Source organism: Rhodococcus sp. F64268 (assembly GCF_023015605.1).
Classification (GTDB): Bacteria; Actinomycetota; Actinomycetes; order Mycobacteriales; family Mycobacteriaceae; genus Rhodococcus.
Genome location: NZ_JALKAI010000002.1, coordinates 620193 through 643629, shown reverse-complemented (window position 1 = coordinate 643629; position 23437 = coordinate 620193). Strand labels below are relative to the sequence as shown.

The following is a 23437-nucleotide window of genomic DNA, read 5'->3' as shown; positions in this document are numbered from 1 at the left end:
CATGGGATACTCAGGAGCCCGCGGCGGACTCGACGCAATCCTCGCCGCCGAAAGCCTCGTCCGCACTGCGCGCGAAGCCGACAACTCACCACGCCTGACCACCGAACAGATCACGGGCCGCATGCGCCTCGCCGTCGACCGTGTGATGGGTGAAGGGTCGCTCTACGACCCCGAAACCGCAGCCGACGCGCTCCGCCAGGCGGAAGGTGACGTCATCGAGGCCACCCATCTCGTCCGCGCCCACCAATCGACCCTTCCGCGACTGGCAGTCAGCGAACCCGTCGACCCCGACGAGATGACAGTGCTGCGCCGCATCGTGCCTGCGTGGCGCACCCCGGACGGGCCTCAGTTGCTCGGCCGCACCAGCGATTACACCGGCCGCATGCTCGTCCGCGACGACGCGACCGTGCCGCCGACCGTCATCGACGAGGCCCCCACCCCCGACCGGACCGAAGCAGAGCGGCACCCCAAGCGCTTCTCGGAACTGCTGCGTGAAATGGACCTGCTCGCCGACAGCCGCCCGACCGACGGCTCCGACCCCGAACCGTTCGACATCTCCCGACACCCCGCTGCGCCTCCCGCGCCGCGCTCGGCGGTGCTCGCGTCGATGGCACGCGCCGAGACAGGTTCGCTGATCGGCACGTGGTACCGCTCGATCCGCGGCACCGAAGGCAACCTGCACGAGGTCACCCTCGGCGAGGTTCGACACGGCCGCGTACCGGTGCGCGTGCGCCACCCCCATACCGGAACCGCCTTCGCGGTCGGCGATGTTCGCGTCACCGAATGCGAGGCGATCGAAGATCTCAACGGCCCCGACGAGGACCGCGGCCGCTTCGACGTCGGCTACGGATTGTGCTTCGGACACAACGAACGCAAAGCCATCGCGATGGCGAACCTGGATATCGCATGCCGCCGCTTCGGCGACACCGCCGGTCTCGAGCAGACCCTGCTGCTCACCACCGACGGCCTCGACTCCTGCGGCTTCCTCGAACATCTCAAGCTTCCGCACTACGTCACCTTCCGCTCGATGATCGACCGGAAGCTCGCCGTGCAGGCCGGCGCCGACGACGCCGCGGACCGCAACACCGAACCTCTCGGAAGGACCTGCTGATGACCGACCTGCTCACTACCCGTAATACTCTGCGGGACAACGCCTCGCGCGTCACCCACACCCTTGACGCGATCGACGCCGCCACCCGTGAACGCGGCATCCTCGACGAAGGATCCAAACGCGAGATTCGTCGCGCGACACTGACCGCGGTGTGTGTGCCCGGTTACCTGACCCCGTTCGGTTCCCGCGAGATGCCCGTTGCCCGCGGCTGGGGCTCCGGCGGCCTACAGGTCACGCTCGGCGTCGTCGGCGGTGCCGATGTCGTCAAGGTCATCGATCAGGGTGACGACGACGGCGTCAACGCCACGAACCTGCGACGCCTGATCGAGGCGAGCGAGAAGTGCGCTTCCACCAAGGACACCCGCGAGTCGACGATCATCCAGTCGCGTCACCGCATCCCCGAGGAGCCGATGACCGAGGAGCAGATCCTCGTGCTGCAGGTCCCCAACTCGGAACCTCTTCGGGCCGTGCAGAAATCGGTCACCGAGTGTGCCCGTATGCACGCCGAGGCCGACTATTCGATGATGTGGGTCAGCCTCTACGAGGACCTCGTCCGCAACGGCGTCATCACCAAGACCACCGGCTACCCGGTGCTCGTCGACGGCCGGTACGTGATGATCACGTCGCCGATCCCGCGATGGGATGTCCCGCGCCTGCATAATTCACCGCATCTGACGCTGCTCGGGGCCGGACGCGAGAAGCGCATCTTCGCAGTCCCGCCCTACACCCCGGTGCAGCCGCTCACATTCGACGACGTCCCGTTCGAGGTCGAGGGCAGCGACGATCAGGCCTGCGTACGTTGCGGTTCGTCCGACACGTTTCTCGTCGAGGCATCGCCCGGGCGCATGATGTGCAGCGACGTCGAGTGGTGCACTCGCGTCATCGACGCGGATATCGACGAGGCGCTCCACGGTGCGCACTCCCCGTTGCAGTTCCTTCCCGACCCGCAGCGCCGCGTCCGCGCCGCGAACGCGGTGACCCGCCGCGATCCGGCCGAACTCACCGATCGACCCGTCCCCGCGCAACCCGACGGCTGGACCCTGGCCGTCCGGGACGTCGGCAAGGTGCACGGCCCCGGTGGTGCCGACGCCGTCCCGGGAACCGGCCCCGAGACCGGCACCGCGATCAGCCCGGTCACCGGTGCCGTCGTCGCGGCGTGGGATGTCAGCTTCGACGTCGCGCCCGGTGAGGCGCTCGGCCTGATCGGCGAGTCGGGGTCGGGCAAGTCGACGGTGCTGCGCTGCCTGATCGGCGACGACAAGGCCACCAGCGGCTCGATGTTCCTGACCACCGTCGGAGGCGGGACCACCGACGTGTTCACCCTCGACGACACCGAACGCCGCGCGCTGCGCATCGACACCCTCGGTCTCGTGCACCAGAATCCCGCCGACGGACTGACGATGACGGTCTCCGCGGGTGGCAACATCGCCGAGCGACTCACCGCCGCGGGCTGGCGCAACTACTACGAGATCCGCGACCGTGCCGCGTATCTGCTGGAGAAGGTCGATGTGCCTCTCGAGCGTATGGACGATCCCGTCCACACGTTCTCCGGCGGGATGCGTCAGCGCGTGCAGATCGCGAAGGCCCTTGCGACCGATCCGCGCGTACTGCTGCTGGACGAGCCCACGACAGGGCTCGACGCGTCGGTTGCGGCCGGTGTGCTCGATCTGCTGCGGAATCTACTCGCCGAACGGGACACCGCCGCCGTGGTCGTCAGTCACGACTTCGCGGTCATCGAGGCACTCACCGACCGCACGCTCGTGATGAACGTCGGCCGCGTCGTCGAGAGCGGGCTCACCGACCAGCTGTTCCAGGACCCCCACCACCCCTACACCCAGCGGCTCGTTGCAGCCGCACGGAGGTGACCATGTCTGAGCCCGCTACCGCAGATCCGGTTCTCACCGTCCGCGACCTGCGCAAATCCTTCACCCTCCACACCATCGACGGTCGCACCGTCACGTCGCTGCACGGCGTCGAGCTCGAGGTCGGCCGCGGTGAACACGTCGCGCTCGCAGGACCGTCGGGTGCCGGAAAGTCGAGTTTCCTGCGTTGTGTGCACCGCAGCTACCTGCCCGACTCAGGCTCGATCGTGCTGCACACCGACGAAGGCCCCGTCGAACTCACCGAGCTGTCCGACCGGGAGATGGCCCGGCTGCGCGGACGCGAACTCGGCTACGTGTCGCAGTTCCTGTCGGCGCCGCCGCGCACAGCACCCTTGGAGGTGGTTGCGGCATCCGCTCGTCGCCGCGGAATGAACCGCGTCGATGCCCGCGACGCCGCTGCCGAAGCACTGCAGCGACTCTCGCTCGACGAAGCATTGTGGGACGTCGACTGCAGTGTGCTCTCCGGTGGTGAACGTCAGCGGGTGAACATCGCTGCCGGCACCGTCCACCCGCCGCGGCTGCTCCTGCTCGACGAGCCGGTGTCGGCCCTCGACCCGGTCAACCGCGAGCGTGCACTCGACCTGATCGCGTCGCTGTCGGCGTCCGGTGTCGCGGTGCTCGCAGTGTTCCACGATCTCGATGCCATGCACCGTCTCGCGACACGTGTCGTGCGGTTCGCCGACGGTCACATTGCCCGAATCGGATCCGCCGCAGATGTGTTGGGAGATGCAGCATGACCGGAATCGAAACCGCACCCGCTACCGCAGCATGGACGCTGCAGTGCGCACCGCAGAACTATGTGGTCGGCCACGTCCGGGCGGTGCTGCCGGACCGCATTCTCGACGACGCACGCATCGTGGTGCGCGACGGCATGATCGAGGAGGTCGGCCCGTCCACCCCCGGAGTGCGGTCCGACGTCGACGGCGGCGGGCTCCTGTGTGTGCCGGGCCTCGTCGACGTGCATTCCGACGGACTGGAGAAGGAGCGTCTCCCGCGACCGGGTGTCGAACTGCCGTGGGCGTTCTCCCTCATGTCGTTCGAGGGCAAGGTGCGGGCGGCGGGTGTGACGACCGTGTTCCACGGTGCATCGTTCTCCGATCGCGCCACCGCGACGACGGGGCGCAGCGTCCATGTCGCGCAGCAGATGTGCGAGTCGATCGAGGACTGGAGCACCCGCGACACCGACGCACGACTCGTCGACCACCGGGTCCTGCATCGCCTCGACGTGCGGTCCGCGGCCGGATTCAAGGCCATGCGTGAGGAATTCGACCGGCTGGTTGCGGCGGGTGTCGTCACCACCACAACCCCCGCGGTCATCTCACACGAGGACCACACGCCGGGGATCGGCCAATACGCCGACCGAACCTACTACGAGAACCACATCGCCGGCGTACGCGGAATCTCGGTGGAGGATGCACGCAAGGTGGTGGACGGCCTGGCGGCCGAGCGCGAGGCCAACGCCGGTGTCCGCGACGAGACGATGGGATGGCTTGCAGAACAGTCGCGCAGCGGTCTGGCCCGCGTCTTCGGGCACGATCCCGAATCGGCCGTCGAGATCGCGGATCTGGCCGCACGCGGAGGCAACGTCGCCGAGTTCCCCACTACGGTCGAAGCGGCGCGGGAAGCGCGTGACCGCGGCATGTCCGTGGTGATGGGCGGCCCGAACGTGCTGCGTGGACGCTCCCACTCGGGCAATGTCTCCGCCGGGGAACTGGCCGAGCTGGGGCTGGTGACGGCGCTGGCGTCGGACTACCTGCCGTCGTCGCTGCTCGGTGCCGCGTTCGCTCTCGCGGAGCGCGGCATGGCGTTGCCCGCGGCGGTCGGACTCGTCACGAGCGGTCCCGCGACCGCGGTCGGGCTTGCCGACCGAGGTGCGCTGACCACCGGTCAGCGCGCCGACCTCGTCCTGGTCTCGCTCGAACACGGTCACCCGGTGACCCGCGCGGTACTACGCGCATCGTGAATCCTCGGCCTCGCACCCATTCGGTTGCGGGGCCGAGGTGCATTGATCGCACAACACACCGTGAACGTCGTCCGGTCGAGGGGAGGAGTTCACCTCGGGTTGGGAGATTCGATGCACCATACAGACAGTCTGGACTCCAACGATGCCGGTAAGGTGTCGCCCCCTCGTGCCCCGACTCGCTTCCGCGTGTTCGACAAGGAGTTTCCTCTCATGCGTATTACCTCTTCCCGTACTTGGTCTGCGGTGGCTGTGGCCGCGGCGGCCGTGCTCACGCTGTCCGCGTGTGGTTCCAGTGCCGACGAAGACAGCTCGGCGGGCGCGACCGGAAGCGAAGGCGCCCCGGAGACCTTGGTGCTCGCCTCCATCCCGAGCGAGGACAGCACCAGCCTGGCGCAGGAATTCTCGCTGATTCAGCAGGTCATCGAAGACGAGACGGGTATCCCGGTCGAGTTCCAGAACGCCACCGACTACGCGGCCGTCATCGAGGCCCAGCGCGCAGGCAAGGTGCATATCGGCCACTACGGCCCCTTCTCCTACGCCACCGCGAAGGACGGTGGCGTGCCTGTACAGCCACTGGGGGTGTTCGCCGACAGCCCCGACGAGGAACCCGGCTACCAGTCGTACGCGATCGTGCCTGCGGGATCCGACATCCGATCGCTCGAAGACTTCCGCGGCAAGCCGGTGTGTTTCGTCGACCCCACCTCCACCTCCGGGTATCTCTACCCGTCGGCGGGTCTGCTCGAGGCCGGCGTCGACCCCGAGAAGGACGTCACCCCGGTCTTCGCGGGCGGCCACGACGCTTCCGCACTCGCGGTCAAGAGCGGCCAGTGCGACGCCGGTTTCGCATTCGACACGATGGTGACCGAAACTCTCGTCCAGAAGGGCGATCTGGCCGAGGGCGACCTCGACGTGATCTGGGAGTCCGAGATGATCGCGGCCAGCCCCTCAGCGGTGCTGACCACGCTGCCGCAGGACCTCATCGACCAGCTCACCGACATCTACGCGACGAAGCTCAACCGCCCCGCACTCGTCGAGGCCGGCTACTGCGCCAGCGAGCAGGAGTGTGAGCTTCCCGAGGGCACCGAATACGGATTCATCCCCGTCGCCGACGACTTCTACGACGGTGTCCGCAAGGTCTGCGAGATCACTCAATCCCCCTCCTGCACAGCCTGACCCGAATCCGAAATCCCTCGACATCTGGAGTCCGCCATGACCGACCCCGACCATGCGCGCCTCGGCGCATCCATCGACAAGATTCTCCGGCCCACCATCGAACTCGACCACGTGAGCAAGGTGTTCGCACCGGATCTCCGCGCGCTCGACGACGTGTCGCTGACGGTCTACCCCGGTGAAGTGGTTGCGCTGCTGGGCCTGTCGGGGTCGGGTAAGTCGACTCTGCTGCGTCTGCTCAACGGTTTGCACCCGTCCACATCGGGTGCCGTGCGGGTCCTCGGGCACGAGGTGGGCGCTGCCCGCGGCCGTGAACTGCGGGAACTTCGACGCAAGGTTGGATTCGTGTTTCAGCAGTTCCACCTCGTCGGCAACATGTCGGTGCTCGAGAACGTGTGTTCCGGTGCTCTCGGCTCTTTGCGTGGACCGAGGTTCGGTCTCCCGATGTACCCGAAGTCGGTGCGTCTGTCCGCCATGGAACAACTCGACCGCGTCGGTCTCGCAGACCGTCCGTTCCAGCGCGCCGACACGCTCTCCGGTGGGCAGCAGCAGCGAGTCGCGGTGGCGCGCGCACTGATCCAGAAGCCGAGGATCCTCCTCGCCGACGAACCCGTCGCCTCGCTCGATCCCGAGTCGTCGGCGCAGGTCATGGCGCTGATCTCCCAGATTGCGTCAGAGGACGACCTGACGGTGGTGTGCAGCCTGCACCAGGTCGATCTCGCATTGTCGTGGGGGCACCGACTCATCGGTCTGCGCGGCGGACAGGTGGTGCTCGACAAGCCGGTGTCGACGATCGACCGGAGCGAGACGATGAGCATCTACTCGGCGGTCGAACCGGTCGCGTCCGCTCAGGCCACCGCGAACCGATGACGATTACCGCGCCACCGGTGAAGACGCTGCCACGCCCCACGTGGCAGACCATCAGCGCGCAGGTCATCCTGTTCGGCCTGTTCGCGGCGGCCCTGTGGTCGATCGCATCGCTGAAGATCAATTTCGCGACGATCGTCGACAGTATCGGCAACGCAGCCGAGTTCCTGTCGCGGATCTTCCCACTCGATTTCCCGCCCCTCGGTGAGCTCGCCGCGACGACCGGGCAGACCCTGGGGATCGTGCTCCTCGCCACCGTATTGGCTGTGGTGCTGAGCATCCCCGTCGCGCTCGGAGCTGCCCGCAACACCGCACCCCGCACGGCGCTTCGGATGCCTGCGCGCACCATCATCGTCGTCACCCGTGCCATTCCCGAACTGGTGCTGGCGATCTTGTTCCTGCGTCTGTTCGGCCTCGGCGCGATCGGCGGCATCCTCGCACTCGGCATCCACTCGATCGGCATGATCGGAAAGCTGTACGCCGACGCGATCGAAGACACCGACCCCGGTCCGCGGGACGCACTGCGCGCCGCGGGCGCCACGTGGTGGCAGCAGATCACCGGCGGAGTGCTGCCGCAGGTCATGCCCGCGATCGTCGCCACGGCCCTGCACCGGTTCGACATCAACCTGCGTGCCTCTGTCATCCTCGGCTACGTCGGTGTCAGCGGCATCGGTCTCGAACTGTCGAGTGCGTTGCGCACCATGAACTATCAGCGCGGCATGGCGCTGGCGCTGTTCATCGTCGCGCTGTGCGTCATCGTCGAGCTGATCTCCGGCGCCCTGCGCAGGATGGTGCTCGGCGACAAGGCCCCCGCGCGGCGTGGCTTGTTCTCGCGTCTCCGCGACCGTGTCTCGAATGCTCAGGGCGGCTGGGTGGATCGTGAGCCGGGTGAGAAGCAGTCCCCGACTGCACTGCGGACTTCCGACGGCCGGTATCGCATCAGTCGACCCTGGACGGGGGAGCGGATCGTCCGTACTTCCTACGTCGCACTCTTCGTGCTGGCGCTGTTGGCCTCCGTCTGGTCAGCGAACATCGACTTGTCCCGTATGGCCGAGGGTTTCGGCTCGATGTGGAATACCCTCTCGCTGTTCTTCCCACCCGGAACCGGCGGTATCGGCGACGAACTGTGGAAACAGCTGATCGTCACTCTGCAGATTGCTCTCGCGGCAACTCTGATCGGCCTGATCGTGGCGGTCCCCGTCGGTCTCCTCGCAGCCCGCAATGTCGCACCCACTCGGGGGGTCGCGAAGGGATTCCGCGTCTTCATCGTGATCGTCCGCGGTATCCCGGATCTGATCCTGGCGATTATCGTGATCGTCGTGACCGGTCTCGGTGCCACAGCCGGCGCAATTGCGCTGTCGGTCGGCGCAATCGGCCTGTTCAGCAAGCTGATCGCAGACTCCGTGGAGGAAACCGACATCCGCGTGCAACAGGCGGTGATTGCCGGCGGCGCGACACGCATGCAGGTCCTCATCGCCGCGACGATCCGCCAGTCCGGGCCCGCGATCATCGCGCACATCTTCTATCAGCTCGACACCAATATCCGTGCCGCGACACTGCTCGGTGTCGTCGGCGCAGGCGGACTCGGCTTCTACCTGATGAACGCGGCCCGAGTCATGCAGTTCGACGTGGTCACCATGATCGTGCTGATGATCTTCGTGGTGGTCATGATCGTCGAGGGTCTGGCGATCTGGGTCCGCAAGGTCGTGTCCTGATTCCCGCTGCCAACTGACCGAACGTCACCTTCATCTACTCGAGGTGACCAAAGGTGACATTCGGCCACGCCATGCCGTGCCATGCCACGCCACACCATCTGGAGTACCCATATGACTCTCACCGACTCCGACCACACCACTGCCGGACGCATGCTGACCGCGGCGTCCGATGCCGCCCTCACCGCGTACCGCGACGCCGTCGCGAAGTATTCGCGGGAGAAACTGAAGTCGATCGCGATGGAGGGTGCCGACGGCACACCGACGATGTTCATCGACGTCCTCGTCGAGGACGCCATCATCTCCGCGGCAACGGCGGCCGGTGCGAACGTGCTCTCGGAGGAGCGGGGCTGGATCGATGTCGGATCTGCCGTCACCCTCGTCGTCGACCCCGTCGACGGCTCCGCCAACGCGGCCGCGGGTATCCCGCTGGCATGTTTCAGCGCTGCGGCGGTAATCGACGGTGACTTCACCGAGGCGTCGACGACCTGGCTGCACACCGGACAGACCTGGTGGGCCTCGCGCAGTAGGTCCGCGTTTCGCACCAGCGGCTGCACGTCTCTGTCGTCGGCCGCGGTCTCGATGCTCCGTCCGCACGAACGCAACCGCGACGCCTGGTGGCGTGTCGCGGAGAAGGCCACGCGCATCCGCATACTCAGCTGCAGCACCCTCGAGTCGGTGTTCGTCGCGACAGGGTCGACCGACGCGTTCGTCGACGCAGGCAGCGACACGCACCGTTTGATGGACATCGCCGCCGCGGTCGTGCAGGTCGAGGCATCCGGTGGTGCAGTGATCGACGCGTACGACCGTCCCATCGTGTTCGACACCGACCTGACGAAACGGTGGAGCGGCATCGTCGCCGCTACCGACGACCTCGCAGCCGAACTGCGCGAAGCCGTTCGCGGGTAGTCTTCGCAAGGACATCGAAACCGACGGGAGTGTTGATGTCCGGACAGAAGGCCCGCATGCTGGCCGGCGAACTCTACCGTGCCGACGACCCCGAACTTGCGGCCGATGCACTGCGCGCGGCCACGCTGAGCGAGAAGTTCAACGCCACGAGCGCCGCAGACCCGGATGCGCGACGCGCACTCCTGGCCGAACTGGTCGGCGGCCTGGGCGAGCGGGCCGAGATCCGCCCGCCCCTGTACGTCGACTACGGATACCAGGTCACCATCGGGGCAGGTACCTTCGTCAACTTCGGGGCCGTGATGCTCGACGTAGGGCGCATCACCATCGGCGCCGACGTGCAGATCGGTCCCAACGTGCAGTTGCTGACGCCCACCCATCCGATCGACCCCGAACTGCGCCGCGCCAAGTGGGAATCGGCCGAACCGATCACCATCGAAGACAATGTGTGGCTCGGCGGTGGCGTCATCGTCGGGCCGGGTGTCACGATCGGGGAGAACACCGTCGTCGGTGCGGGCGCGGTCGTCGTGAAGGATCTTCCGCCGAACGTCGTTGCCGCGGGGGTGCCCGCCGCGGTCGTCAAACGTCTCTGACCCGGAGAGTCAGCCGGCGTTCTCGTTGCCGTCGTCGAGCTGGCGCTGCTCCTTCGCGAGGCGCCGCTGCTCTTCGACGCGCGCACGGAAGCGGCGCTGGAAGTCCTCGTCGTGCTCGGGATCGAGCACAGGGCGGGTGGGTCGGGGGTATTCGGGAGCGGACTTGGACGTCAGAGTTTCCACGATGCCCTGAGGTCGGCCGAGGATCAGCCAGAGCACCGACCCCGCCAGCGGCAGCAGAAGCACGATCATCAGCCACAACAATTTGGGCAGGTGCCGGACTCGATCTTCGTCGGAGCAGATCACATCGACGAGGCAGCCCAACCACAGCAGTGTCACGATCAATCCGAGGTATGGCACTCCCGCAAGTTAGCAGGCGTGGTGCAGGGTGCGTAGGCCCGGTGGCCGACCACCAGGCCTACCTGCATTCGACCTGCGGGGGCACGGTGCGGGCCGGCACACGGGGTTGGAGCTCGTCGAAGCCCAGCTCGACGGCGGACCGATCATCTCACCGCGTGTCACCTGAGCAACCTGGACCAAAAGGTGACAACGTGAACCTTCCCGAAGAAAATGGGCGCCGGACGCAGGCTGTCGGCATTGTCGGGGTGCGGAACGCCGTTCACTGCACACAATTGAATACGAGGGTGAACCCACCAGGTTCATGTGGAGAGGAAGTCATGCCCGCTCAGATCGCCACCGCCGCACCCGTCACCCACGCTGCTCTGTTGGGTTTGGGGGTGTACCGACCGCGCCGCGTCGTGCCCAATGCCGAGATCGTCGACCAGATCGATTCCTCCGACGAATGGATCAAGACACGTTCCGGCATCTCCTCGCGACGGTGGGCCGACGAGGATGAATCGATCGTCTCGATGAGTGTCGCCGCGTCCCGCGACGCGCTCGCCGCGGCCGGTCTCGAGGCCGATCAGATCGACGCGGTCGTCCTCGCCACGTCGTCGCTGATGGTGCTGGGGCCGTCGGCGGGAGCTGTGGTGGCCACGGAACTGGGGATGAAGGACACCGCCGCCTACGACATCTCGGCCGGCTGCGCGGGCTTCTGTTACGCGCTCGGCAATGCTGCGGCACTCGTTCGTGCCGGACAGGCCAGGAACGTGCTGGTCATCGGCGTCGAACGGTTGTCCGATCTGCTCGAGCCGACCGACCGGACCTGCGCGTTCATCTTCGCGGACGGTGCCGGTGCGGCCGTGGTCGGCCCATCCGATTCGGAGGGGATCGGTCCGGTCGCCTGGGGTTCGGACGGAAGCCAGACCGACGCCATCAAGCAGGACAAGGATTTCATGTCCTACTTCGACGAAGTCGAAGCAGCGGCCGCGGGTGGAGCGCCGGCAGTGCGCCCGTACATCCGGATGAACGGATCGGCGGTGTTCCGCTGGGTGGTGAGTTTCCTGGGGAAGGCGTGCACCGACGCGTTGGAGAAGTCCGGCGTCAACGCCGCCGACCTCGACGCCTTCGTCCCGCACCAGGCGAACAGCCGTATCACCGACGCACTCATCAAAGGGCTGCATCTGCCCGAGAGCGTTGCGGTTGCGCGCGATATCGGAGAGACCGGCAACACGAGCGCCGCATCGATCCCGATGGCCATGGAGGAGCTTCTTCGGTCCGGCGTATCCAAACCGGGGGATACCGCGCTACTCGTCGGTTTCGGTGCCGGGCTTGCCTACGCGGGACAGGTTGTTCAGCTGCCCCCCATCGTCTAGGTCATGGTCGCTCTCGGTGCTGACCAGCAGCGCCACGATCGGCACCGCAAGGAGGACGATGCCGATGACGAACGCCGGGAACAGCAGCGATAGCACCGTCATTCCCTCGGGCGCCTGTGCCTCGAGGTCGACCTGTGCACTCATGCCGACCATGCCGGTGTAGTGCAGCGCTACCACGCCGCAGGCAAGCAGCAGGGTCGACGCCACGCGCACGTGAAGTTTCCCGGGGCTTTCGAACATCCACATCGCAGCCGCAGACCCGAGGATGCCGACGGCAGCGGAGACCGCAACCATCTTCGGATCGTGCTCGATGGTGCCCCGTATCCTGATGGCGGCCATGCCGGTGTAGTGCATGAGGACGATGGCCGTGCCCATCACTGCGCCGCCGAGCGTGATCGACGCGGAGCGAGACAATCGCTGGGCGGCGGAGAGACGAGCGTTCGAGATCAACAGCCCGAACAGTGTCGCCCCTACCGCAAGTACCACCGAGAACAGGGTGGCGCCGAGGTCGTAACGGACGGGGGAGGTCGGGACCGAGAAGCCGGACATCCCGATGAAATGCATCAGCCAGATGCCGACACCGCCGATCGACAGGGCAGCCATCACGAGCCAGCCCACACCGGCAGTGGACGTCAGGTGTTTGCGGGACTGCTGCACGCAGCACAATCCGACGTAGCAGCCGACCGCGGCGGTGACGAATGCCAGGTACGGCACCCACAATCCCATCGTGAAGTGCTGTTCGTGCGGCATCCGATCCCCTGTGTCCAGCTACTGCACCTTCTGTGGTCCAGCGGCCCGACCATATCCCACACGCGGAGACTTACCCGACTGCTGAACGACTACGGAGAAAGATGTCTCGTGGGCGTGTCGGCGAGTTCGCGGATCGCGGTGACGAGCGGAGCCCACGCATGCTCGGGGAGGTCATGTCCGACTGCGGGAAGGAACAGTGTGCGAGCCGCAGGGATCTTGGACGCGATGGCATGGGCCGCCTTGGGGGCGATGAGGGGATCGTCTTCGCCGTGGACGATCAGGGCGGGGCACGCGATCGTGTCGATCGTCGGACCGCTCCACTGTGCGCCGATCTGCCTACTCTGCGATTCCTGGTCGTGGACGCCGCTGTCGGGATTGTCTTCCAACCTTGCTCGAACCGACATCTCGTCGAATATGGCACGAGGTGACGACAGAAGCTCGGCAACGGCGAGCCCCGCCTCGATCGCACCCTCGCGGGTGTCGGGGAACTTCAGCTTTGCGAACTTGCCGAGTGTGCGCACCCGGATGAAGCGGAGTGTGCGCCACCCCGCCACATCACCGGGGACAGCCGCGACCGTGGTGAGCGACCGGACCCGCTGCGGATGCCTGAGGGCGACGCGCTGGGCGACCGCACCACCGAGCGAGACTCCGAGCAGGTGTGCCGAGCCCCAGCCGAGTTCGTCGAGCACTGCTGCGGCGTCGTCTGCCATGTCTTCGGCGGTGTAGGCCCCACCACGCCTGCCCAACAACGCGGTGATCGGGTTTCGTGTGGGTGTCGGCGGAAAGTGGGTCGACTCGCCGCCGTCCCGCTGGTCGTATCGCACGACGGCGAATCCCTGCTTCGCGAGCTCCCGGAAGAACCCGTCAGGGATCGAGTGGCGGTTGACACCCAACCCGGTCGCGACGAGAAGTGGGTCGCCGTCGCGCTCGGGCATGAACCGGTCGAACGCGATGCGCACCGACCCGTTCTGTGCCCATTGTCGCGGTCCCCATGAATTGTCGGACGGCATCTTGCCCCTATCCTAAACTGCGTTCGGTGAACTCAGTTTAGGATAGGGCAGAACGGCGACGAGCGGAAGGGGATTCGTGTGGCGAAGAAGGTGCAGATCGTCTGGGACCGTGCCGACGGCACACGCGGCCCGGCCCCGTCGCACAGTAGGAGCGACCTCGCCGCTGTTGCGATGGAGCTTGCGTCGGAAGGCGGCTTGCCGTCCGTCTCCACCCGCCGGATCGCTCAGAAACTCGGCGTCAGCCAATCGGCCGTGTATCGGTACGTTTCCGGTTCGGACGACATCTTCGACATCATGGTCGATGCCACGGTCGGCGAGATCGACCTCGACGTGCCCTTACGAGGCGAGCCGATCGACGATCTCATCGCACTGGCCCGACGCGCGAAGATCGTCCACGTGAAATACCCGTGGCTGCTCGATCTGCCGGTCGAGTCGATGCGTATCGGGCCACGCACCATCGACTTTCTCGAGTACTCCCTCCGTGCGATGGCATCTGTCGACGTGCCCGGCCACGTGAAGATGCAGGCGATCGCGGTGCTGAATTCTCTTGTCCAGCAATTCGCTCGCGCCGAGGTGAGTGGGGGCGAGTCCCGGCGGATGCGCCTCACCGCGCAGGTCGCGTATCTGCACAAGATCGCCGAACAAGGAGACCACCCGTTCGTCGCGGCAGCGTTGGCACACCCCGGTGCCGACGACGCCCCCGGGGACATGTTCGATCAGGTGCTGCGCCGAGTCCTCGAGGGCGTGCTCGCGGGGGCCTGACGCCGGACGAACTTCCCGCTGGGCTGAAACATTGTGGTTGCTGCCACATCCCCTTCGTAGCCTCGGGTCATCCGAGGAAGGGAACGGCCAGAATGCAGTCGCTCGATTGCCACACCTGTGGCACCCGCGTACTCGTCGCAAAGTACAGCCCAGCCCACACGAGTATCCAATGGTGCGAATCGGCTTCCGATGCGTGTCGAGAATTCGCCGCTGCTCGCGAGATCGACCCCCACACGTATCTCCTGCGCTGTGCGGCGCTGGACCGCACGGTCGATGCGGCTGTCGCCGAGGGTGAGATTCTCCAGACCACGCGGGTCGAGCCACCCGTGCGGCCCCTCTCATCCCAGGAATGTCCGACTTCCGAGGAAGCCGTCACCGCCTCGCGGTGACCGCCGTTTTCAGCCAACTCAGCCCTGGAGGACTCCATGACCGTCGAACAGGATCGCATCGAGATCCGCACAATCGAAGCCGGTAGCAATCCCACCCGGTTCGCCCGCGGGTGGCACTGCATCGGCCTTGCCAAGTCATTCCGTGATGGAAAGCCGCATCAGGTCGAAGTCTTCGGGACCAACCTGGTGGTCTTCGCCGACACGAAGGGAGAACTCCACGTTCTCGACGCATTCTGCAGGCACATGGGTGGCAACCTCGCCCGCGGCGAGATCAAGGGTGACACCATCGCATGTCCCTTCCACGACTGGCGCTGGAACGGCCAGGGTCGCTGTGAGGAGATCCCCTACGCTCGCCGCACCCCGAAGCTCGCGCGCACGAAGTCGTGGACCACCATGGAACGCAACGGGGTTCTCTTCGTCTGGCACTGCCCTCAGGGCACGACCCCACCGGAGAACGTGACGATCCCCGAAATCGAGGGATACGAGGACGGCGAGTGGACCGAGTGGACCTGGACGACCATCCACGTCGAGGGCTCGCACTGCCGCGAGATCGTCGACAACGTCGTCGACATGGCGCATTTCTTCTACGTGCACTTCCAGATGCCCGAGTTCTTCAAGAACGTCTTCGACGGGCATGTGGCGGGCCAGCACATGCGCTCGTACGGCCGCGACGATATCAAGACCGGTGTGCAGATGGACCTGCCTGAAGCCCAGACGATTTCGGATGCGTTCTATTACGGACCGTCCTTCATGCTCGACACGATCTACACCGTGGCGGAGGGCACGACCATCGAGTCGAAGCTCATCAACTGCCACTACCCGGTGACGTCGAACTCGTTCGTGCTGCAGTTCGGCACGATCGTCAAGAAGATCGAAGGCATGTCCGAGGAACAGGCCTCCGAGATGGCGACGATGTTCACCGACGGTCTCGAAGAACAGTTCAAGCAGGACATTGCGATCTGGGAACACAAGTCGCGCATCGAGAACCCGCTCCTCACGGAGGAGGACGGGCCGGTCTACCAGTTGCGCCGCTGGTACAGCCAGTTCTACGTCGACGTCGAAGACGTCACACCGGACATGACGCAACGTTTCGAGTTCGAGGTCGACACCACCCGTGCCCGTGAGTCGTGGCACAAGGAGGTCGAGGAGAACCTGGCTGCACGGTAGTGAGGTCGGGCCTGTTCCGTCCGGGTCGGGCGGAACAGGTCATTCGGGTCGGTTGCGCATCCCGTCGATGAACACGGTGATGATCGTGTGTGCGAGCTCGGCCATCGATTCACCCGGTTCGGGGTGGTGCCAGCGCGTCGCATGCCACAAGACGTCGTAGAGCATCTCGCGGAGGATCTCGGAGTCGATGTCGGTGCGCAAGGTGCCATCGGCCACGCCGTCGGCGATGGTGCTGCGCCACGCGGCTTCCATTTCGTCGGCGGTTGTGGCCATATCGGCTTCCACAACGCGTTCGCGCATGTAGTCACCTTCGCGTCGCCAGATCGATGTGGCTCCGTGATACTGCACGTTGGAATCCAGCGCTATCTCGGCCAGGGCTTCCATACGCTCGAGGGGTGAGAGCGCCAGCGCCATCACCTCACGGCAACGTTCGGAGATGTCGTCGATGTACTCGCGGATGAGTTCGGTGACGATGGCTTCCTTCGACGGGAAGTAGTGATACAGCGCCCCGGAATGGACGCCTACCGCTTTCGCGATGTCCCGGATCGTGGTGGCGTTGATTCCCTTGCGGGCGAAGATCTCGGCAGACCGATCGAGGATCTGCCTGCGGCGTTGCTGCGGATCCATTGCAGCCTTTCTGCTGAGCGTCGGCGCCGGTATGGCCGGGGTCAGTGTGCCACACCCATTGATCAATTGATCAATGGGATTCGACGTTCGATAAGGAGTATGTGTGACCATGGTCCGAGACGCGCAGGCAGTACTCGCGGGTGATACCGCGATCGTGACCGGCGCCGGTCAGGGTATCGGTAGAGGTATTGCGCTGGCCCTTGCAGCCGCGGGCGCGCAGGTCGCGGTGGTCGGGCGTACTTCGTCGGCCATTGCGGCGGTCGCCGACGAGATCACCGATCGTGGCGGTAGTGCCGAGCCCTTCGTCTGTGACGTGACGGACGCCGCGGCGGTCGAGGATGTCGTCCCAGCGGTGGTCGAGAGGTTCGGCGCGCTCACCGTACTGGTGAACAATGCCATGACTGCGGCGCACGGGCTTCTCCTCGAAGTGGACGAACAGACCTACCGCGGAGCGATGGAATCAGGACCGACGGCAACATGGCGGATGATGCGGGCCGCCCACCCCCACCTCCGCGGAGGTGGTCGCATCGTCAATCTGGGTTCGGCGGCAGGGATTCGGTGGGACCCGTCGGGCACCGGAGCGTACGCCGCAGCGAAAGAGGCGGTGCGGGTGCTGACGCGCACCGCGGCGTGTGAATGGGCCGACGACGGGATCCGGGTCAACGCGATTCTGCCGCTGGCGGATTCGGACACCATGAAGGACTGGTTCCGTCTCGAACCGGATGCGGCTGCGGGCTACCTCGCGACCGTGCCGCTGGGCAGGCTCGGAGATCCCGAGACCGATATCGGGCCGGCGGTGGTCTTCCTGTGCGGGGCTGCATCGCGGTACATCACCGGGCATACTTTGGCAGTCGACGGAGGTCAGGCGCTCGTGCGCTGAAATCCCTTGTGATTGTGAGAGAGCGCGCGCCACACCGCGCGCGCCGCAACCCGGACGGGGGTGGCGAGCGACACGACGTCCACGGTGTCGACGGCTCCCGTGACGGACAGCGCGCCGGCACACGTGCGCCCGTCTCCGATCGGGGCTGCAACGCACGCGACCCCTCGCACGGTTTCCTCGCGCTCCTGAGCGACGTGTCGTTCGCGAACCTGGGCGATCTCGCCGCGTAGCCGTGTGGAGTCGGCGCCGGGCAGCGCGGGGGTCGAGGGACTTAGGTGCGTGTGCGCGAGCAGGGCTTTCCCCAGGGCGGTGCGGTATGCGGGCTGGCGGCCGCCGACGCGTGAGGGCAGCGGAACCGTCTCGCATCCGACCTTGTCGAGATATCGCACCTCGTGCCCCTCGAGGACGGCCAGGTGCGCGACGAGGCCTGTGGCGGAGTGGAGTTCGTGCAGAACGTTGTGTGCGGCGCGGTGTAGTTCGTCGTGATGTTGCGCAAGGGCGCCCCACTCGAACATGCTGCGCCCCAGCGCGTACCTGCGTCCTTCTCGTCGAACCCACCCCGCTTCGATCAGCTGATTCAGGAGTCGGTGGACGGACGACCGGGGCACCCCGGTGCGTTCCGACAATTCGGACAGGGTGAGGTGACCGCCGGCGTGGAATTCGTCGAGCAGGCCTGCGACGCGGTCGATGACTGCGGCGGGGGAGTCGAACTCATGTCTCATTCAATCCTCCATTGATCAACCGATCAATCAGTACGACAGAACTGTAGCAGCCCGTTCTCGATGAAGGAAGGGAACTTTGCGAGAGGTCAGTGTGTTGCGCGGGCGGACACGGTGTCGGCGGCATCGCGGATGCGTTGAACCAGATCCGCCGGGGCGTGTTCGCGCGGACCTGCCACCGACAGTGCGGCAATCTCTCCCCGACCGGCATCGAATGCGGCTGCGGCGCAACGTATGCGATCGTCACCGCAGGCCACAGTCCGGTCTGCGCGCTCCCGGAACGCGAGCATGGCGGCACCTTCGATCGTCTCGCGCGCGGGCCGCCGCTCACCCGCGCGGGTGCGCAGGCCGGTGGGCCAACGGCCACCGATCTTCTCGAGATAGAGCAGGCTCTCGCCTTCGAGGACGGCGAGGTGGACGACGAGGCCGGTGTCGCGTCGGAGGGAGTACAGGGTCGGGAGCGCGGCTTGGTGGACGCGATCGTGGTTGCGCGCCAATGCTCCGAGTTCGAGCAGCTTGGGGCCGAGAGAGTACGTCGTTCCGTTGCGGTGGACCAAGCCCACCTGGACCAATTGGAGCAGCATCCGATGCGTCGACGACCGCGGGAACCCCGTGCGGCCGGCGAGTTCGGTGAGAGTGAGGCTTGCGGTGTCGCGAAAGGGTTCGAGTAGGGCGGTGACCCGTCCCATGACGGTGTTGGGGTTCTCGCACGCGATGTTCACGAAGATCTCCTCCGGGGTTCGTCGGGGGTATTGATCAGACGATCAATGGAGCGGCCGTGACGAATCTAGCGCCGTGGAACCCGAATTGGAAGAGGGGATGAACGAGCCGTGAACGAAACGGGTAGGTGCACCCTCGGTGGGTGCACCTACCCGTGTACCAAGTGAGACGTCCCGGCATCAACCGGCCGGGATGAATGCCTTCAGTGGCTCCGACCCGGTCTGGTCATGGCCCCAGTACGCATCGGCAGTGATCTCCTCCGACGTGTAGTGCCGCTCGTCCACGAGCATGCCCTCGGTGCCGAACTCGAGATCCCATCCGCCCGGTGCGCGGACGTAGAACGAGATCATCTTGTCGTTGGTGTGCCGGCCCAGCGTCGACGAGATCGAAAAATCCATCCGGTTGACGCGATCGAGCGCTTGCCCCACCGCATCGAGACTGTCGACCTCGGTCATCAGATGCACCAGGCCCGGCTCCTCGGTCGGCGGCGCCGGACAGAGTGCGAGAGCATGGTGCCGCTCGTTGATACCGAGGAACCGCACTCGGTTCAGGCCCTCCTCGTCGAGCCGGATCGAGCCGCGAGGAAGGAAACCCAGTACCTGCGTGTAGAATTCGTACGCCTCATCGAAATTCGTCGCAGGCAACACCACGTGGCCGAGACCGAGCCCGCCCGTCACCCAGCGTCCCGCGAACGGCGTCACGACCGGGCTGTGGTCGAGCACCGGACCGTAGAACACCTCCAGTCGGGTCCCCGCAGGGTCGTCGAAAGCGATAGCGCTTTCTGCATCGAGGTAGGTCGCCTCCTTCCGCGACAACACCTCGACCGCGCGTCCCGACTTCTCGACGGCCTCACGGACCCGCTGCAACGCGAACTCGTCGCGCACCTCCCAGCCGACGGCGAGAGCTTTGTCCGAGTCGCCGGGCAGCACCGCGATGCGAGCGCGACGCTCGTCGACCCGCGCGTAGAGGGCATCGGTCTCAGGGCCCGAGCCCACCGCCATGCCGAGGCCGTCGATGAGGAGTTCGCGCCAGCGCGGGACGTCCTGGGTCTGGATGCGGAGGTACCCGAGACCTCTCAATTCGGTCATAGTCTTCTTCCTCGAAAGCGAAAGGGGGATCAGATCATTGCACGGTAGGCACCCTGCGGGTCGCCACCGAGCTGGGTGAGCGCCGCAGAGTGATAGATCATGCCGGGCACGTGGATGGCGTGGGTGAGGCCGACGTGCGCGTCGCGCCAGAAGCGCTGCATGGGTGTCTTACGATGCACCGCGGCTCCCCCGGCGCGGGCAAAGATCTCGTCCATCGCTCGCACCGCACGCCAGGCAGAAGAGATCTGGGTGCGTCGGCCGATGGCACGCTCTTCGAAGCTGATCTCTTCGCCGCGGTCGGTCTTGTCCCAGAATCGGTCGACCGTCTCGAGCAACGTGATGCGTGCGGCTTCGATCTCCGACGCGGCCTCGCTGATCGCGTAGAGCACGTACGGGTCTTCCTTGATCGGGACGCCCGTGACCTGCACACGCTCCTTCTGTGCGGCGATGTAGCAGGCCAGCGCACCTTCGGTCATGCCGATCAACGACGACGTGATACCCAGCGGGAAGATGTACGAGAACGGGAACTTGTACAGGGTTTCGTCCCGGCCTGCGTGACGCCACCCGTTTCCGCTCAGGACGATATCGGCATCGATCGTGCGGTACTCGGGAATGAACGCATCCTTGACGATCAGATCCTTGGAACCGGTGCCCCGCAGCCCGATGACGTCCCAGCTGTCGGGGTCGATGTCGTAATCGGAACGCGGCAGCAGGACGTGCAGGACCTTGTCGGTGCGGTTGCCGTCCTTGTCGCCGACAGCGGCGCCGATCATGATCCAGCCGCAGTGATCCGTCCCCGACGAGAACGCCCAGCGGCCGTTGAGCACGTAACCGCCGTCGACCGGCACCGCGACACCCATCGGCGCATACGGCGACGCCATCCACATGTCGGAGTCCTCGCCCCAGATCTCCTCCTGGGCTCGCTTGTCGAAGAACGTCAGCTCCCACGGGTGGACGCCGACGATGCCCGCGACCCAGCCGGTCGCGCCGTCGAGGCCGCCGATGGCCATCACCGTCTCGGCGAACTCGCGCGGGTGCGCTTCCTGACCGCCGTACTCCTTCGGCTGGAACATGCGGATGACGCCGGATTCGCGCAGGCGCTTCGCGGAGGTGTCGGGCAGGCGCATCAGCGTGTCACCTACTGCGCCGTCAGCGCGGATCTCGTCCGCGTGCTGCATGATTCTGTCCAACGTGACGCCCATGAGGAAACCTTCCGGGGAACTCGACAATATGGCTTACGCATCTGGCCGGATGTGCTTGCTCGAACAGTCCCAGGAGTTGATGTGACGGCGCTCCTACATTTCCGTTGAACGGGACGTGCGACACATCGTGATCCGACGGCAGGTAGAACGGGGTTCGCCCTCGCATCGCTGCCCGCGATGTGCCCTCAGCCCGGACGGAGCGACATGACCGACACTGCAGAACTGGTGGCCTCGCTGCTCGAGCGCGTTCAGCTCCTCGAGGACAAAGCAGCGATTCAGGAAGTGCTGACGGCATACGGCCCCGCCGTGGATGCCGGCGACGCGGACGCCGTCGGCGAGCTCTGGGCAGAGGACGCGGTCTACGACATCGACATCCGGGTGATGGAAGGCCGCGACGCGATCACCGAGATGGTGCGCACGCGCCCCCACCAGGACTACATCAACGAAGGGTGCGGCCACCTCCTCGACCCCGTTCACATCCGCGTCGACGGCGACACCGCCGCCGCGACGTGCCACTCGCTGCTGCTTCGCCGCAACCTCGATTCCGACTCCTACCGGGTCTGGCGCGTGACCGCGAACCGTTTCGACCTCGCGCGCATCGACGGAAAATGGAAGATCAAGCGTCGTACCGCGCGTGTCCTCAACGGCAGCGAGGAAGCCCGCGAGCTGCTGGCCCGGGCGTCGCGCTGACTTCTTCGTCGGTCCGGCAGCGGAGCGTGGACGAACCTTCTAGATTGTGTGCATGGCGATGTGCATGGTCGAGATGGACGACGATGCCACGCTCTGCACCTGGACGACCGGATTGCGTAGATCCGCGCCGCCGGTAGTCCTGCTCCACGGTGGCCCAGGGATCCCCGATTATCTGCAGGCGGTTGCGCAGATGCTCGACGACGTCACCGTCGTCCACCGCTACGACCAGCGTGGCACGGGCAAGTCGCGCTGGGACGGCCCGCACACCCTCACCCGACACATCGCAGACCTGCTGCGTCTCCTCGACGGATGGCGTCACGAACAGGTCGTGCTGGTGGGGCATTCGTACGGTTCCGACCTCGCCAGCTATTTCACGCTCGCACACCCCGAGCGCGTCGCGCGGCTCGTGCACCTGGCCGGACCGTTCACAGGTGATTGGCGTGAGCCGTGCAGGGCGACCGAAACGTCGCGGCGGACGTACACCCAGCAATCCAGATTCGAAATCCTCGACGCCATGGAGACCCGGTCCGAGGCGGAGGAGATCGAGTTCCTCGCCCTGTCGTGGTTCACCGACCACGCCGACCGGCGTCGCGCGTGGCGGTGGGCGCTGGAGGCCGCGCGCGTCCGGCGTCCGATCAACTATCGGATGAACCGTGAGCTGGGAGTCGAGAAGCGGGCCGACCCGCTCGATTCACACGTCGACGTACTGCGAGAACTGGTGCCTGCGGGGTCGGTGATCATCGGCGGTGCGGGCGACCCTCGGCCCGCGGAGGCGTTGACCCGCTGGGGCGAGCACCTCGAATGCAACGTCTCGATTCTGTCCGACGCCGGCCATTTTCCGTGGCTGGAAGCCCCCTCCCGATTCAGGGCCTTGCTCCGTTCTGCTGTCGAAGAGTCCGTTCTCCGATAGGTCGCCGGTGCCCCGCGCCGTCGGCGGTGTGGTCCCCGAAGCCCCGTATCTTGGAAGTATCGAACTTTCGCGAACAACGACGGACGGGTGCACGATGGGAATGCTCAGCAAGGTCATCAAGAGTGGCGTCGCGATCAAAGCCGTCCAGGTCATCAAGAGGGAGGCCTCCAAGCCCGAGAATCAACGCAAGGCTCAGGAACTGTTCACCAAGTTGAGCCAGAAGCGTCGCGGGTCGCGCTGAGCGGTTGGTCCGGCCACGGAGGGTTCCGATGATGAACCCGATCCGTGGCCGGAGCGCTCGCTCCGATCTCGACCGTCATGAATCGGTCAGGCGTCAACCCGCCAGGAGCGCCGTGGTCACGGCGAACCCGGCAATGTATTCCTTGATGGGCCTGTAGAACTCATAGGTCACGTCGTAGTCGCCGCAGGCGCTGAGCGCGGAGTATGCGGCAACGTCCTCGACGCGTCCGGACCTGCACACGTCGAGAAACGCTCGGTCCCACTCGGGATCGAGGTCCATGATGTCGGCCTCACCGGCCGCGACTCGACCCCTCTGACGTCGTGGCTGAATAGCTGGGGGACACACAATCTCGCGCTGCCGTT

Annotated in this window: 24 protein-coding genes and 1 pseudogene; 16 read left to right on the top strand and 9 right to left on the bottom strand. The window is 65.9% G+C overall.

Translation table 11 applies throughout. The annotated features are described in order from the left end of the window. The first annotated feature begins 1 nt into the window (after position 1). The 9 genes from MWU77_RS07305 to MWU77_RS07265 all read left to right on the top strand — a co-directional run bounded on the left by MWU77_RS07305 (position 2) and on the right by MWU77_RS07265 (position 10205). Positions 2–1111 carry a carbon-phosphorus lyase complex subunit PhnI gene (locus MWU77_RS07305; protein WP_169687217.1) on the top strand — a complete coding sequence of 370 codons (1110 nt, stop codon included), beginning with the start codon at positions 2–4 and terminating at the stop codon, positions 1109–1111. Continuing rightward, the gene (locus MWU77_RS07300; RefSeq protein ID WP_247273320.1) at positions 1111–2976 is read left to right on the top strand and encodes an alpha-D-ribose 1-methylphosphonate 5-phosphate C-P-lyase PhnJ; all 1866 of its coding nucleotides are present in this window, start codon (positions 1111–1113) and stop codon (positions 2974–2976) included. Before MWU77_RS07305 ends, MWU77_RS07300 begins: the two co-directional genes overlap by 1 nt. 2 nt (positions 2977–2978) lie before the next feature. After that, positions 2979–3731, top strand: coding sequence for a phosphonate C-P lyase system protein PhnL (locus tag MWU77_RS07295; protein WP_247273319.1), 753 nt, complete (start codon positions 2979–2981; stop codon positions 3729–3731). Further along, positions 3728–4957: an alpha-D-ribose 1-methylphosphonate 5-triphosphate diphosphatase gene (locus MWU77_RS07290; RefSeq protein ID WP_169687215.1), complete on the top strand. Its 1230-nt coding sequence runs from the start codon at positions 3728–3730 to the stop codon at positions 4955–4957. Before MWU77_RS07295 ends, MWU77_RS07290 begins: the two co-directional genes overlap by 4 nt. Before the next feature lie 210 nt (positions 4958–5167). Next, positions 5168–6130, top strand: coding sequence for a phosphate/phosphite/phosphonate ABC transporter substrate-binding protein (locus MWU77_RS07285; protein ID WP_247273318.1), 963 nt, complete (start codon positions 5168–5170; stop codon positions 6128–6130). Positions 6131–6166: 36 nt separating this feature from the next. Beyond that, positions 6167–6997, top strand: a complete 831-nt coding sequence (gene phnC / locus MWU77_RS07280) for a phosphonate ABC transporter ATP-binding protein (protein WP_247273317.1) — start codon at positions 6167–6169, stop codon at positions 6995–6997. After that, positions 6994–8709 carry a phosphonate ABC transporter, permease protein PhnE gene (phnE, locus tag MWU77_RS07275; RefSeq protein WP_247273316.1) on the top strand — a complete coding sequence of 572 codons (1716 nt, stop codon included), beginning with the start codon at positions 6994–6996 and terminating at the stop codon, positions 8707–8709. The genes phnC and phnE overlap by 4 nt, the downstream gene beginning before the upstream one ends. Before the next feature lie 111 nt (positions 8710–8820). Then, positions 8821–9615, top strand: a complete 795-nt coding sequence (locus MWU77_RS07270; RefSeq protein ID WP_169687211.1) for an inositol monophosphatase family protein — start codon at positions 8821–8823, stop codon at positions 9613–9615. 35 nt (positions 9616–9650) lie between these two features. After that, positions 9651–10205: a sugar O-acetyltransferase gene (locus tag MWU77_RS07265; RefSeq protein WP_169687210.1), complete on the top strand. Its 555-nt coding sequence runs from the start codon at positions 9651–9653 to the stop codon at positions 10203–10205. A 9-nt stretch (positions 10206–10214) separates the two neighbouring features. Here the strand turns inward: MWU77_RS07265 and MWU77_RS07260 are convergent, their stop codons facing one another. Further along, on the bottom strand, positions 10215–10565 hold the full coding sequence (locus tag MWU77_RS07260) for a PLDc N-terminal domain-containing protein (RefSeq protein WP_169687209.1): 351 nt from the start codon (positions 10563–10565) through the stop codon (positions 10215–10217). A gap of 317 nt (positions 10566–10882) precedes the next feature. On the opposite strand from MWU77_RS07260, the gene MWU77_RS07255 reads away from it, so the two are divergent. Beyond that, entirely contained in the window at positions 10883–11920 is a 1038-nt protein-coding gene (locus MWU77_RS07255) for a beta-ketoacyl-ACP synthase III (RefSeq protein ID WP_169687208.1), read from the top strand. Here the strand turns inward: MWU77_RS07255 and MWU77_RS07250 are convergent. After that, positions 11852–12670, bottom strand: a complete 819-nt coding sequence (locus tag MWU77_RS07250) for an MHYT domain-containing protein (protein WP_169687207.1) — start codon at positions 12668–12670, stop codon at positions 11852–11854. The two genes, MWU77_RS07255 and MWU77_RS07250, sit on opposite strands and share 69 nt — an antisense overlap. A gap of 89 nt (positions 12671–12759) precedes the next feature. Next, the gene (locus MWU77_RS07245) at positions 12760–13680 is read right to left on the bottom strand and encodes an alpha/beta fold hydrolase (RefSeq protein ID WP_247273315.1); all 921 of its coding nucleotides are present in this window, start codon (positions 13678–13680) and stop codon (positions 12760–12762) included. Between the two features lie 78 nt (positions 13681–13758). Here MWU77_RS07245 and MWU77_RS07240 point away from each other — a divergent pair, with 78 nt between their 5' ends. Together MWU77_RS07240 and MWU77_RS07230 are read left to right on the top strand one after the other, a co-directional pair. Further along, positions 13759–14442: a TetR/AcrR family transcriptional regulator gene (locus MWU77_RS07240; protein WP_169687205.1), complete on the top strand. Its 684-nt coding sequence runs from the start codon at positions 13759–13761 to the stop codon at positions 14440–14442. Between the two features lie 425 nt (positions 14443–14867). Next, positions 14868–15998: a Rieske 2Fe-2S domain-containing protein gene (locus tag MWU77_RS07230; protein WP_169687204.1), complete on the top strand. Its 1131-nt coding sequence runs from the start codon at positions 14868–14870 to the stop codon at positions 15996–15998. Between the two features lie 39 nt (positions 15999–16037). On the opposite strand, the gene MWU77_RS07225 is transcribed toward MWU77_RS07230, so the two are convergent. Continuing rightward, complete coding sequence (locus MWU77_RS07225) at positions 16038–16625, bottom strand: TetR/AcrR family transcriptional regulator (protein WP_169687203.1); 588 nt, start codon at positions 16623–16625, stop codon at positions 16038–16040. 109 nt (positions 16626–16734) lie between these two features. Here MWU77_RS07225 and MWU77_RS07220 point away from each other — a divergent pair, with 109 nt between their 5' ends. Beyond that, positions 16735–17505, top strand: coding sequence for an SDR family NAD(P)-dependent oxidoreductase (locus tag MWU77_RS07220; protein WP_169687461.1), 771 nt, complete (start codon positions 16735–16737; stop codon positions 17503–17505). Here MWU77_RS07220 and MWU77_RS07215 read toward each other — a convergent pair. The 4 genes from MWU77_RS07215 to MWU77_RS07200 all read right to left on the bottom strand — a co-directional run bounded on the left by MWU77_RS07215 (position 17487) and on the right by MWU77_RS07200 (position 21234). Then, on the bottom strand, positions 17487–18227 hold the full coding sequence (locus MWU77_RS07215; RefSeq protein ID WP_247273314.1) for an IclR family transcriptional regulator: 741 nt from the start codon (positions 18225–18227) through the stop codon (positions 17487–17489). The two genes, MWU77_RS07220 and MWU77_RS07215, sit on opposite strands and share 19 nt — an antisense overlap. An 86-nt stretch (positions 18228–18313) precedes the next feature. Then, positions 18314–18946 carry an IclR family transcriptional regulator gene (locus MWU77_RS07210; RefSeq protein ID WP_247273313.1) on the bottom strand — a complete coding sequence of 211 codons (633 nt, stop codon included), beginning with the start codon at positions 18944–18946 and terminating at the stop codon, positions 18314–18316. 177 nt (positions 18947–19123) lie between these two features. Continuing rightward, the gene (bphC, locus tag MWU77_RS07205) at positions 19124–20032 is read right to left on the bottom strand and encodes a biphenyl-2,3-diol 1,2-dioxygenase (RefSeq protein ID WP_247273312.1); all 909 of its coding nucleotides are present in this window, start codon (positions 20030–20032) and stop codon (positions 19124–19126) included. A 29-nt stretch (positions 20033–20061) separates the two neighbouring features. Next, complete coding sequence (locus MWU77_RS07200) at positions 20062–21234, bottom strand: acyl-CoA dehydrogenase family protein (protein WP_169687200.1); 1173 nt, start codon at positions 21232–21234, stop codon at positions 20062–20064. Positions 21235–21438: 204 nt separating this feature from the next. Here MWU77_RS07200 and MWU77_RS07195 point away from each other — a divergent pair, with 204 nt between their 5' ends. From MWU77_RS07195 to MWU77_RS07185, 3 genes are all read left to right on the top strand, one after another. Then, on the top strand, positions 21439–21924 hold the full coding sequence (locus MWU77_RS07195; RefSeq protein WP_169687199.1) for a nuclear transport factor 2 family protein: 486 nt from the start codon (positions 21439–21441) through the stop codon (positions 21922–21924). 52 nt (positions 21925–21976) lie between these two features. Continuing rightward, complete coding sequence (locus MWU77_RS07190; RefSeq protein WP_169687198.1) at positions 21977–22834, top strand: alpha/beta fold hydrolase; 858 nt, start codon at positions 21977–21979, stop codon at positions 22832–22834. Positions 22835–22928: 94 nt separating this feature from the next. Beyond that, positions 22929–23075 (top strand): hypothetical protein, encoded by a 147-nt coding sequence (locus tag MWU77_RS07185; protein WP_169687197.1) that lies wholly within the window; start codon positions 22929–22931, stop codon positions 23073–23075. A gap of 93 nt (positions 23076–23168) precedes the next feature. On the opposite strand, the pseudogene mhpB reads toward MWU77_RS07185, so the two are convergent. Beyond that, positions 23169–23369: pseudogene (gene mhpB, locus MWU77_RS07180) on the bottom strand (3-carboxyethylcatechol 2,3-dioxygenase); the annotation flags it as partial. Between the last annotated feature and the right edge of the window lie 68 nt (positions 23370–23437).

Bases quoted from the DNA above. Each gene is read 5' to 3' on its own strand.
- MWU77_RS07230 (WP_169687204.1), top strand. From the start codon at position 14,868: ATGACCGTCGAACAGGATCGCATCGAGATCCGCACAATCGAAGCCGGT.
- MWU77_RS07190 (WP_169687198.1), top strand. From the start codon at position 21,977: ATGGCGATGTGCATGGTCGAGATGGACGACGATGCCACGCTCTGCACC.
- MWU77_RS07255 (WP_169687208.1), top strand. From the start codon at position 10,883: ATGCCCGCTCAGATCGCCACCGCCGCACCCGTCACCCACGCTGCTCTG.
- MWU77_RS07215 (WP_247273314.1), bottom strand. From the start codon at position 18,227: ATGAGACATGAGTTCGACTCCCCCGCCGCAGTCATCGACCGCGTCGCA.
- MWU77_RS07220 (WP_169687461.1), top strand. From the start codon at position 16,735: ATGGTCCGAGACGCGCAGGCAGTACTCGCGGGTGATACCGCGATCGTG.
- MWU77_RS07245 (WP_247273315.1), bottom strand. From the start codon at position 13,680: ATGCCGTCCGACAATTCATGGGGACCGCGACAATGGGCACAGAACGGG.
- MWU77_RS07290 (WP_169687215.1), top strand. From the start codon at position 3,728: ATGACCGGAATCGAAACCGCACCCGCTACCGCAGCATGGACGCTGCAG.
- MWU77_RS07250 (WP_169687207.1), bottom strand. From the start codon at position 12,670: ATGCCGCACGAACAGCACTTCACGATGGGATTGTGGGTGCCGTACCTG.
- MWU77_RS07195 (WP_169687199.1), top strand. From the start codon at position 21,439: ATGACCGACACTGCAGAACTGGTGGCCTCGCTGCTCGAGCGCGTTCAG.
- MWU77_RS07265 (WP_169687210.1), top strand. From the start codon at position 9,651: ATGTCCGGACAGAAGGCCCGCATGCTGGCCGGCGAACTCTACCGTGCC.
- phnE (WP_247273316.1), top strand. From the start codon at position 6,994: ATGACGATTACCGCGCCACCGGTGAAGACGCTGCCACGCCCCACGTGG.
- MWU77_RS07225 (WP_169687203.1), bottom strand. From the start codon at position 16,625: ATGGATCCGCAGCAACGCCGCAGGCAGATCCTCGATCGGTCTGCCGAG.
- MWU77_RS07270 (WP_169687211.1), top strand. From the start codon at position 8,821: ATGACTCTCACCGACTCCGACCACACCACTGCCGGACGCATGCTGACC.
- MWU77_RS07285 (WP_247273318.1), top strand. From the start codon at position 5,168: ATGCGTATTACCTCTTCCCGTACTTGGTCTGCGGTGGCTGTGGCCGCG.
- MWU77_RS07305 (WP_169687217.1), top strand. From the start codon at position 2: ATGGGATACTCAGGAGCCCGCGGCGGACTCGACGCAATCCTCGCCGCC.
- bphC (WP_247273312.1), bottom strand. From the start codon at position 20,032: ATGACCGAATTGAGAGGTCTCGGGTACCTCCGCATCCAGACCCAGGAC.
- MWU77_RS07295 (WP_247273319.1), top strand. From the start codon at position 2,979: ATGTCTGAGCCCGCTACCGCAGATCCGGTTCTCACCGTCCGCGACCTG.
- MWU77_RS07185 (WP_169687197.1), top strand. From the start codon at position 22,929: ATGGGAATGCTCAGCAAGGTCATCAAGAGTGGCGTCGCGATCAAAGCC.
- MWU77_RS07200 (WP_169687200.1), bottom strand. From the start codon at position 21,234: ATGGGCGTCACGTTGGACAGAATCATGCAGCACGCGGACGAGATCCGC.
- phnC (WP_247273317.1), top strand. From the start codon at position 6,167: ATGACCGACCCCGACCATGCGCGCCTCGGCGCATCCATCGACAAGATT.
- MWU77_RS07300 (WP_247273320.1), top strand. From the start codon at position 1,111: ATGACCGACCTGCTCACTACCCGTAATACTCTGCGGGACAACGCCTCG.